Consider the following 10,058-nt stretch of genomic DNA (forward strand, 5'->3'; position numbering starts at 1 on the left):
CCCTTGCACAAGGCTCCGTGCCCGCAGGCCTTCGCCCACCAGGGACACCGGGCAAGCCCTGGTTCACGGGCCAAGGGAATCTATCCCGGGAGTCCGGGCAAAGACCCCTCCCTTTGCCGCTGGCGCCCGCCCGGGCGCCAGGCAGGAATGCCAACCCCCATCCCAGTCTCTTCCCCTTTAGCCTTTTAGCAGGAGTAATGGGAAGACCTATCGAATCTTGGAGATAAAGGTGCAGTTAGACCGGAGGTGTCCCATGGAACCCAGGTTGCGTCCAGCCCGCTCCGGGCTGCCAGCTGTGCTTTTTGTCCTGGTGTGCCTTGGAGTGGCCGCCTGGGGCGCGTCCATCGTCTTCCTCCCCAGCATGCAGCAGGTGCCCCCCCCAGACACACCCAGGCTTATCATTGGGGGAGAAACCCTTGCGTCTTCGCCCTGGCTGGAAGAGGCTGAGGTGTTCCTGCCAGTCGAGGTTGTGAAGGCCCACCTTGACCCTACGATAAGGTGGGACGAGGAGGAGGGCCTTGTGGTCATCACCACAGGCGCCAGTGTGGTGAAGATGGCCACAGACCGCCTCACCGCCCTGGTGAACCTGGAGCCCATGGATCTGGAGATCCCGGTGCTTGACCGCGATGGACAACTCTACCTGCCCCTTGGCCTTGCCGAGAGGTACTACGGGATCACAGCCTCTACCCACCCGTCCGGGGCAGTAGTGGTGGACCTTCCCGGCCAGCCTGTGCAAACCGGAGTGTGCTCCCTGGAGGGATTCCTCCGGGAGGCACCCACAATGAAAGCCCCCTTCACATCCAGGCTTCCCGTGGGAAGCACTGTCAGGATCCACGGAGAGGATAGTGGTCACTACCTTGTCCTGTCGGATGAAGGGATCCTGGGTTACCTGGACAAGGACAGTGTGACCCTGGGGTCCATCATCATGCCCTCCCCACCATCTCCCCCCAGGCCCGAACCCTGGCGCCCCCTGGGTCAGCCCATCAACCTGACGTGGGAACACGTGACCACCCGGAACCCAGATCCCCAGGATATCCCGGATATGCCCGGGGCCAACGTGATGTCCCCTACGTGGTTTGCCCTTTCGAGCCCCTCCGGGCACATCTCCTCCAAGGCTGACCTGGCGTACGTCCAGTGGGCCCACTCCAGGGGATACAGGGTCTGGGCCCTGGTGTCCAATGGTTTTGACCCCAGGATGACCTCGGAGTTCCTGGGAGACAGTGAAGCCAGGGACTTCTTCACAAGACAACTCCTGGCCTACTCGGCCCTTTACGGCCTTGACGGCATCAACGTGGACTTTGAGAACATGTACATGGAGGACAGGGCCCAGTTCGTGCAGTTCCTCCGGGAGCTGGTGCCCCCCGCCCATGAACAGGGCTTGGTGGTTTCGGTGGATGTAACGGTTCGTTCGAACAACCCCAACTGGTCCCTGTGCTACGACAGGACCGCCATTGGCCAAGTGGCTGACTACGTAGTACTCATGGCCTATGACCAGTATGCCGCTGGCTCCCCCTCCCCCGGTCCTGTCGCCTCCATCCCTTGGACGGAGTGGGCCATCACCAGAACACTGGAAGAGGTGCCTCCCGAACGCCTTATCCTAGGCATCCCCTTCTACACCCGTATCTGGAGGAACGAGGGAGGGAAGCACACCTCTACAGCCTACGGCATCGGCAGGGCCCACTCCATCATGCTCGAGAAGGGCGCCGGCGTGGTGCTGGATGAGGAAACCGGGCTTCACTTCGGCCAGTATGAGGAGGGCGGGTCAGGCTACGTGGCATGGCTGGAGGACGCCGCCACCTTGAGACAGCGGGTGGAACTGGTGAACCAGTACAGGCTGGCTGGAGTCGCCTCGTGGCGCAGGGGCCTAGAGCCCGGATGGGCCTGGACCGTGATAGCCGATGTGCTGAGGGGCCCCAGGTGATCCAAGACCCTCCCAGCTGCAGCTTGCATGGGTGCCACCAAGGGTGACCCGGTCTAGGACCCAGCTACACAGCCAGCCCGGCCTGGCCCTCAATGCCCCCCCCCCCCAGGCTATTGCCCCATCTCCCTTACCCGGACGCCCCGTAGTCACTCACCTGCGCCCTACATCCAAGACCCTGGAAAACCAGGGAATATTAGGCAGGACTTGCAGCCCCTGGCGACGAATAGCAGGAAATGTGGTGCCTGGGAATCTATTAAGCCGCCAGAGGCATGGGACAGGGGGTGGTAAGGCGCAAGCCAGTCCTCTTGGGGCAGGAAAACTCTCCCAATCATTCAGTGAGGAGGTCGGACCAAGGTGTCCAGGACATTTATGGTGATCCTGTGTTTGGTTGCCCTCATTTGCGCTGGCTGCGGCTCCCCAGCCTCTACCACACAACCCGTTATAAAGATCGGCATTAACGCTGAAATGACCGGCGATATCCCCAAAGTGGGAGAAGGCACCAAATTCGCAGCTCAAATGTGGTTAGAGGACATTGAGGCGGCGGGCGGCCTTGAGGTGGGGGGCAAGAAGTACAAGGTGGAACTGGTGATTGAGGATAACGAGTCAAAGGCTGAGTCGGCCGTGGCCGTGCAGACCAAGATGATAAGCCAGGACAGGGTCCTGGTGATAGTGGGCCCCCAGGCATCAAAACAGGCTATACCCGCGGGTGAGGTGGCCAACAACCTTGAGACTCCCATGATCAGCCCCTGGTCCACGAACCCCCGCACCACATTGGATAGGCCGTGGGTGTTCAGGGCATGCTTCCTGGACTCCTTCCAGGGCCCCGTGATTGCCAACTTCGTCACAGAGGAGTATGGGTTCACCAAGGCTGCGGTACTCTACGACGTGGCCAGCGACTACCCTAAGGGCCTTGCTGAATACTTCAAGCAGGCCTGGGAGAAGTTACATGGGCCCGGCTCGGTTGTGGCATATGAGAGTTTCACCACCAAGGACAGGGACTTCAGCGCCCAGATAACAAAGATCATCGGCTCCGGCGCGGAGTTCTTCTTCACCCCACAGTACTACGACGAGGTGCCCCTCATACTGAAGCAAGCGCGGGAGTTGGGCTGGGATAACCCCATAGTCGGCAGCGACAGCTGGGGTTCCGCTGAACTCGTAAACCTGGCAGGTGACCTCTGCTACGGGTTGTTCTTCCCCACACACTACGCCGCAGCTGGGGCCACTGGCGCCACCAAGGAGTTCATCGATCGCTACGAGGCCAAGCACGGCTATATCCCCGATGACGTGGCCGCGCTGACCTGGGACTCGATGCTCCTGGTCCAGAAGGCCATCCAGGATACCGGCGAGATCACCGGTGATCTGGCTAAGGACAGAAAGAACGTCCGTGATGCCTTGGCCCAGATAAAGGACTTCGAAGGGATCACCGGCAAGCTAACCTTCACCGAGGATGGCGACCCAATCAAGGCCGCGGTCATAGTGCGTATCAGTGACCAGGGCGAGTTCGAGTTCTACGGCTACGCGAGCCCCTGAGGCCGGGTGGTGCCATCCCATACCAGAACTTCGTAACCCTGGAAAACGCAAGAACGGCCGCACCGGAGGCCAAGTCTTGGCGCGAGCCAGGCTTGGCCTCCGGGAATAACGGGGAGTGAAAGCATATGGGCTTCGTGATGCAGAACATCGTTAACGCCCTCCAGTGGGGCAGCTTCTACGCCGTCATCGCCCTGGGCTATTCCATGGTGTACAGCGTGCTGATGCTGTTCAACTTCGCCCACGGCGACATCTTCATGACTGGGGCCTACATAGGGTTCTTCGTTTCCACAGGACTTCTTGCCCTGTCTTCCCTGGGCTACGTGGTCCTGCCTCACTGGCTAATCCTGCCCCTCACCATCATCCTGGCGATGTTTCTCACCGCAACGGTGGGCATGCTCGTGGAGAGGGTCGCCTACAGGCCCCTGCGCGGGGCACCCAGGGCATCCGCTGCGCTTACCGGTCTGATGGTGGGCATCATCCTGCAAACCTTGAACCTGGCCTTGCTCGGCGCGAGGCGGCGCACATTCCCCTTGCTCATCGAGACCGAGACGTTCCAGATAGGCCTTGCCAGCGTCACCAACACACGGATCATGATAGTACTGGTATCCCTGCTGATGATGCTGGTACTTCACCAGTTCGTGAAAAGGACGAAGTGGGGCATGGCTATGAGGGCAATGGCCTATGACTTCGCGGCCATACCCCTGATGGGGGTCCCCATTAACACCATAGCGCTGCTGGCCTTCGGGCTGGGCTCCGCGCTGGCAGCTGTGGCCGGGATCCTCTTCGGCATTGCCTACCCGGTGCTGGAGCCCTACATGGGGATGCTCGTGGGTTGGAAGGCCTTTGTCGCCGCCATCCTAGGCGGCCGGGGCTCAGTGATGGGTGCGGCCCTAGCCGGCTTCTTGCTGGGTTTCATTGAGATCTTCGTGGCCGCGGTATTTCCTTCCACCCTGCGTGATCTCATTGCCTATTCCATCATCCTGGTTATCCTGACCTTCAAACCCCACGGCTTCTTCGGGGAGTCTTACAGCGCCCGCCTGAGGCTCTAGGGGCCTATCCAAAACACTTAAGTAGACGAGGGATTAGCGTGGAAATGACATCCGCGAGCGCCACGGGATATCGTGCCGGTCTCTCCTGGAAGACCCGGAGGCTTCTGGGCAGGGTATCCCTCCTGGGCTGGCTCTCCGGCGCGCTGGCCGCCGTTATTGTGGAACACCTCTTAGGCCGCGGGCTGGCACTCCGCCTTGGCCTGGGTTCCATCCCCCTCCTGTTTGGAGTCACGGACATCCTGAGGCAGCCCCTGATGATCCCTAGCACATCTGTGTATGTCCTCCTGGTGTACCTTCTTCCCATAGCCCTCGTAGCGTCCGTGACAGCACCAGCGTTGAACAGGGTCGCCGGCAGGCTGCTGGGCATGTCCACGTGGCTGTCCATCATCACGCACCTGGCCATTGCCTACACCGTTTTAGACCTGTGGTGCGCCCTGAATGACTACCGCCTCCTCATCGTCAAGCTAATGCTGGTAGCCGTGATGATCACCCTCAGCCTGAACATTGTCAATGGCTACATGGGTGAGTTCTGCTGCTCTCACCCGGGCTTCATGGCCCTGGGAGCCTATTCGTCCTCCGTGTTCACCGTGCTCTTCTTCGTTGACGACGACGTGTTCGGCGCGGCACTCCTCCCCCCGGCCCTTGCCCCATTCTTGTTCCCCTTGGCCCTGCTGGCCGGCGGGTTGGTGGCGGCGGCGGGCGCCCTGGCCGTGGCAATACCGTCCTTCAGAACCCGCGGTGACTACCTGGCCGTGATATCCCTAGCCTTCACCTTCATAGTCAAGAGCTTCATTGAGAACTTGGAGATCATTGGGGGGCCCAGAGGGTTCATGAGCCAGCCCGACCTGGCATCCCTGCCCGTGGTATTCGCCTGGACGGTCATCTGTATGGCAGTAATCAACAACTACGTGCGTTCCACCTTGGGAAAGGCCCTGAATGCCGTGAGGGATGACGAGACCGCCGCCAACGCCATGACCGTGGACACCCGTCACACAAAGATGACGGCGTTCCTGTTCTCCGCCTTCTGGGCAGGGGTAGCCGGCGGGCTCTTCGCCCACATCATGCGCTACGTGAACCCGGCTACCTTCGGAGTCCAGAAGCTGGCCGAGGTCCTGGCCATGCTCTACTTCGGCGGCTTGAACTCGGTGATAGGCTCCGTGGTGGGCGCAGTTGGCTTCACGCTCTTCAGCGAGGCCCTTCGCCCCCTGGAGATATACAAGTGGGTCATCATCCCTGTGCTTCTCATCCTGATCATGATGTTTCGCCCCACAGGGCTGCTGGGCTTCCGGGACTTTGACGTGCGAAAGACCCTGAGCCCCAGGGACATTCGGGAAAGGGGGGGCAGGACCGTTGCTTCAGGTTGAAAACATGACTCACTACTTCGGTGGCCTAAGGGCCGTCCACAACTACAGCCTTCGCGTAGAACCGGGGCAGATCAAGGGGCTCATCGGACCTAACGGCGCTGGCAAGACCACCATATTCAACCTGATCACCGGTATCTACAGGCCGACCCAAGGTGCGATCTCCTTCTTAGATGCCAGCATCGTGGGACTGGAGCCCCACCGCATTGCGTCCCTGGGCATCTGCAGGACCTTCCAGAACATGAGGCTCTGGCGACACATGTCTGTCCTGGACCACGTGAGGATGGCCTGCTATTCCAGGCTCACCTATGGCTTGAAGGGCGCCTTCTTCGGCACGCCCCACCGGTACAGGGAGGAGGCCGCCATCGAGCAGAAGTCCCGGCACCTCCTGGAGATGCTTGGGGTGGCCAGGTTCGCCGACCAGATCATAACAGCACTCCCCTACGGGGCGCAGAGACGGGTCGAGGTGGCCAGGGCGTTGGCGACCGAACCCAAGGTGCTCCTCCTTGATGAACCTACCGCCGGGATGAACCCCGAGGAAATGGTGGAGATGGTGCGTACCATAAGGCACATCCACGAGGAACTGGGGCTGTCCATCTTCCTCATAGAGCACCGCATGCGCGTTGTGATGGACCTGTGCGAATCCCTCCAGACCCTGGTCTTCGGTGAGGTCATAGCCGAGGGCAACCCGGACGAGATACGTGGGAACCCTGATGTCATCGACGCCTACCTGGGCAAGGAGGTTGATACCTAGTGCTGGCAGTGGAAAACCTGAGGGTTTCGTACGACAGGATCAGGGCGCTGCACGGTGTCGACTTCCGGGTGGACGAGGGAGAGATAGTGTGCATAATCGGCGCCAATGGAGCGGGCAAGAGCACCACGCTCCGGGCCATCTCCCGGCTGGTGCCTGTGGAGCCCGGCACCAGGATGACCTACATGCAGAAGAACCTTCTGGAGTATACCCCAGACAAGGTGGTAAGCATCCTGGGCATGTCCCACGTGCCAGAGGGCAGGCGCATCTTCGAGAACCTCACCGTCATGGAGAACCTCAGGCTGGCGGCCTTCGCCAGGAGGGATCACAGGGCTGTGGAAACCGACCTGGAGAGGGTGTTCTCCATCTTCCCCAGGCTAAAGGAGAGGGCGTCCCAGAAGGCAGGCACCCTCAGCGGCGGGGAGCAGCAGATGCTGGCGGTGGGAAGGGCCTTCGTGAGCGGGAGAAAGATGATGCTCCTGGACGAGCCGTCCATGGGCCTGGCTCCCCTGCTGATGGCCGGTGTCTTCCAGGCGCTGAAGGAGATCAACCGGGAGGGCACCACCATTCTCCTCGTGGAACAGAACGCCCGGATGGCCCTGAAGTTCGCCCAGAGGGGCTATGTCCTGGAGAATGGCGTGCTCGTTCTCCAGGGACCCACCCAGGAACTGCTGCAGGACCCCGAGGTAAAAAGGGCATACCTGGGAGGATAACCCGGTTTCCAGGCTCGTAGGGCCATACCGTGCCCCCGGGGCACGGTATGGCCTGTTGAGCAAGGCGAATCACGCCTTGGGGACCTCATCCGCGAACTGCGGCGAGCCCGCGAGAGGCTGTCTCCGCGATGCACGAACCTCTCAGCAAAACCCCTGCCATTCCTTGGATACAGTACGCGGGCACCTGCGGGTCTCACTGTCACGCGCCTATGGTCCGCCCCCTCGTATATGCTGTAAAGGACTGGTCATGGAAGGGGCGGTGAGAAAACCCCGGGAATCTGGGGAGTGAAGAACCCGGTGTGGTATCCATCATCATCGAGAAGTACTGCCCATCCCTCTTCAGCTCCCCTCCTGAGACTTGGGGACCCGAGATCCTGTGCCGAGGGCATCCTCAAAGAAGCTTCGTCAAGACGGCCAGGTATCTCCAGGATACCCGGCGAAACCCCGTGGCTCCTCACCATAGCCAAGAGCACATCCAGGGATCATTTAAGAAAGGCGTTCTTCTGGAGCCGTCCAGGGGCACCACAATCTTTTTGGAGAACGAACCGCCCAGGGGACTATCCCGGGGCCCCCTTGCTTGAAGGAAAGTGCTGTCAGGGTCCGGTGGGCCCCGCCATGTGAGTGGCCGGTCAAGATGGGCTCCCCTCGTGCCTCCCATTCCACATCTCCCTGGCCTTGCTGATGACCCTCTGGGTCTCCAGGGATACCCGGTAGTTACCCAAGGCGGACTCCTGGACCCATCTCGCATCTGTCACATCGCTGGCAGGCACCACCTCACCGGCCTTCCAACGGGCCAGGAAGTCAAGGATCACATAGTGGTATTCCACTTGCCCGGCCCGGTCGATGAGGATCCTTTCCACCGTCTCCACCAGATCCAAGACCTCCACATCGAGGCCGCACTCCTCCATGACCTCCCTGGCGGTGCCCTCTCTCACCGTTTCTCCAACCTCGAGAAGCCCTCCTGGCAGGGTCCAGATGCCGCTTCCTGGGTCCTTGCCCCTCTTGACCAGGAGAACCTCATCTTGCCTGAACAGGATAGCCCCTAGCCCCACAAGGGGGGCCTCAGGGTAGCGACGCCTCATCAGCTGCACACCTTCTATCCTCCTAAACCCTCACCCCGGCATACTCTTCTAGGGACACACCTGTGAACCCTCCCCTATGTAGGTTTGCCCAAGTCCCCCTAGCGCAGGCCACATAGGGTGTTGAACACCAGCGCCGAATGAAGGGTGAACCCCATGGAGGACCAGGCCCTAGGGGCTCGCCAGGAGAACCGGGCTAAGAAGGCAAGCGTTGTGACGGCAGGAACCCTGCAGTATGAACGCAGGCACCCTGCCTCCTTGGTGTAATCGGCGCTGGGGATAGTTCCCCCTTCCAGGGAGGAACCGCCCTCATTACCCTCGAAGTAGTAGTGCTGGGCCATGGAAGGATGGAAGGGAGAGAGACCAGTGAAGCGCCTCTACCGCTCGAGGAGAGAAAGGATGGTGGCCGGAGTCTGTGGCGGCGTAGCCCAGTACTTCAATGTGGACGTGGTTATCGTCCGTCTAGCCTGGGTGATCTTTGCCCTGGCCGGGGGGCCGGGCATCATTGCCTACATCATCGCCTGGATCATCGTGCCAGAGGAGCCAGCGGCACCCGGGACCCATGTCTCCGTGGAGGGCGATACCCACGCTGAACCGGCGGATATACCCTCCAAGAACAAGTCCCAGAAAGCCCTGGGCTACATCCTCGTAGCCCTGGGCCTTTACATTCTTCTTCGCGCCGTGTTTCCCATGCCCTGGAGTCTATCCTGGGGCTTCTCCCTCGGGCAGTGGTGGCCTGTCATCCTCATTGCCCTGGGTGTTGCCATGGTACTGGGCTTCTTTGATCGGGGGCGGTCCGCTTGAGACTGGCAAGGCTCTTTAACGGGCTCCTCTTCATAGCCGTGGGCATCCTTCTCCTCGCCAATACAATGGGGGTTCTCCCTTGGACGCTGTGGCGAAACCTCCTGTCCCTCTGGCCCGTCTTCATCATAGGGCTGGGACTGCGTATCGCCACGCGGAAGGAGGCCTTCGTTCCCCTGGCTCTCCTGGTAATGGTGGTATGGGCTAGCCTTGCGCCGGCGGCTCCCGGGGGGTTCTTCCCTTTCGGGTGCATGTGGACGCTGCCGGAGTCCACCTTCTCCGGCGAGGTTCCTATGCCGGCGGATGAAGCCAGGGTCGTCTTGAGGATGGGAGCCAGCAGGATGGACCTGCGCGGCGGGGCAAGAGACCTCCTCGAGGCCGAAGCGCGCTAGCGGGGCCAGGTGCCTAGACTCACCAGCATCACGACCGGAGGGAAACCCGGTATAACGCTGGATCACTCCGGGGGCGGCGAGTGGAAGGTGCGCCTCAATGAGGACGTGGTCCTAGACATTTCGGTCCAGGGAGGCGCCTCCTCGCTGGAATGGACCTCAGGAACCTGCAGGTTAGAAACCTTGAGGTGGACTCGGCAGCCTCATCTGTGGAGCTGAGGCTTGGGGACCGCCTGGACTGGCCTAGCGTCTCCATAGACGCCAAGGTATCCTCGGTCAGGATCAGCCTCCCACAGGATAGCGGCGTAAGGGTTGTTAACTGCTGGCGATAGTGCAGATGCTTTTCTATGTTATAGTAATCCCATGAAGCTGTCAGAATGGGCAAAGCAAAACGGCGTACGATACCAGACGGCCTGGCGCTGGTTCAAGGCAGGGATTCTACCGGTTCCAGCGACCAGGCTGCC

General features: G+C 60.8%; 10 protein-coding genes. 9 read left to right on the forward strand and 1 reads right to left on the reverse strand.

Features of this window, described 5'->3' with window-relative positions; translation table 11 throughout:
• The first annotated feature begins 253 nt into the window (after positions 1 to 253).
• From AB1576_09540 to AB1576_09565, 6 genes are all read left to right on the forward strand, one after another.
• Complete coding sequence (locus AB1576_09540) at positions 254 to 1,921, forward strand: glycosyl hydrolase family 18 protein (protein MEW6081997.1); 1,668 nt, start codon at positions 254 to 256, stop codon at positions 1,919 to 1,921.
• Positions 1,922 to 2,275: 354 nt separating this feature from the next.
• Entirely contained in the window at positions 2,276 to 3,451 is a 1,176-nt protein-coding gene (locus AB1576_09545; protein MEW6081998.1) for an ABC transporter substrate-binding protein, read from the forward strand.
• Positions 3,452 to 3,576: 125 nt separating this feature from the next.
• The gene (locus AB1576_09550) at positions 3,577 to 4,500 is read left to right on the forward strand and encodes a branched-chain amino acid ABC transporter permease (protein MEW6081999.1); all 924 of its coding nucleotides are present in this window, start codon (positions 3,577 to 3,579) and stop codon (positions 4,498 to 4,500) included.
• 44 nt (positions 4,501 to 4,544) lie between these two features.
• Positions 4,545 to 5,864 carry a branched-chain amino acid ABC transporter permease gene (locus tag AB1576_09555; GenBank protein ID MEW6082000.1) on the forward strand — a complete coding sequence of 440 codons (1,320 nt, stop codon included), beginning with the start codon at positions 4,545 to 4,547 and terminating at the stop codon, positions 5,862 to 5,864.
• Positions 5,865 to 5,868: 4 nt separating this feature from the next.
• Complete coding sequence (locus AB1576_09560; protein MEW6082001.1) at positions 5,869 to 6,615, forward strand: ABC transporter ATP-binding protein; 747 nt, start codon at positions 5,869 to 5,871, stop codon at positions 6,613 to 6,615.
• Positions 6,615 to 7,325, forward strand: a complete 711-nt coding sequence (locus AB1576_09565) for an ABC transporter ATP-binding protein (GenBank protein MEW6082002.1) — start codon at positions 6,615 to 6,617, stop codon at positions 7,323 to 7,325. The genes AB1576_09560 and AB1576_09565 overlap by 1 nt, the downstream gene beginning before the upstream one ends.
• 629 nt (positions 7,326 to 7,954) lie before the next feature.
• Here AB1576_09565 and AB1576_09570 read toward each other — a convergent pair.
• Positions 7,955 to 8,407 (reverse strand): NUDIX hydrolase, encoded by a 453-nt coding sequence (locus AB1576_09570; GenBank protein ID MEW6082003.1) that lies wholly within the window; start codon positions 8,405 to 8,407, stop codon positions 7,955 to 7,957.
• 363 nt (positions 8,408 to 8,770) lie between these two features.
• Between AB1576_09570 and AB1576_09575 the strand changes: the two genes are divergently transcribed.
• The 3 genes from AB1576_09575 (at position 8,771) to AB1576_09585 (ending at position 9,926) form a co-directional block, all read left to right on the forward strand.
• Positions 8,771 to 9,208 (forward strand): PspC domain-containing protein, encoded by a 438-nt coding sequence (locus AB1576_09575; GenBank protein MEW6082004.1) that lies wholly within the window; start codon positions 8,771 to 8,773, stop codon positions 9,206 to 9,208.
• Positions 9,205 to 9,597: a DUF5668 domain-containing protein gene (locus AB1576_09580; protein ID MEW6082005.1), complete on the forward strand. Its 393-nt coding sequence runs from the start codon at positions 9,205 to 9,207 to the stop codon at positions 9,595 to 9,597. The genes AB1576_09575 and AB1576_09580 overlap by 4 nt, the downstream gene beginning before the upstream one ends.
• A gap of 149 nt (positions 9,598 to 9,746) precedes the next feature.
• Positions 9,747 to 9,926: a hypothetical protein gene (locus AB1576_09585; GenBank protein ID MEW6082006.1), complete on the forward strand. Its 180-nt coding sequence runs from the start codon at positions 9,747 to 9,749 to the stop codon at positions 9,924 to 9,926.
• Positions 9,927 to 10,058: the final 132 nt, after the last annotated feature.

The organism is Bacillota bacterium (assembly GCA_040754315.1).
GTDB lineage: Bacteria > Bacillota > Sulfobacillia > DUSP01 > JBFMCS01 > JBFMCS01.

Coding starts and splice junctions, on each gene's coding strand:
- AB1576_09570 (MEW6082003.1), bottom strand. CDS start 8,407: ATGAGGCGTCGCTACCCTGAGGCCCCCCTTGTGGGGCTAGGGGCTATC.
- AB1576_09550 (MEW6081999.1), top strand. CDS start 3,577: ATGGGCTTCGTGATGCAGAACATCGTTAACGCCCTCCAGTGGGGCAGC.
- AB1576_09540 (MEW6081997.1), top strand. CDS start 254: ATGGAACCCAGGTTGCGTCCAGCCCGCTCCGGGCTGCCAGCTGTGCTT.
- AB1576_09585 (MEW6082006.1), top strand. CDS start 9,747: ATGGACCTCAGGAACCTGCAGGTTAGAAACCTTGAGGTGGACTCGGCA.
- AB1576_09555 (MEW6082000.1), top strand. CDS start 4,545: ATGACATCCGCGAGCGCCACGGGATATCGTGCCGGTCTCTCCTGGAAG.
- AB1576_09560 (MEW6082001.1), top strand. CDS start 5,869: ATGACTCACTACTTCGGTGGCCTAAGGGCCGTCCACAACTACAGCCTT.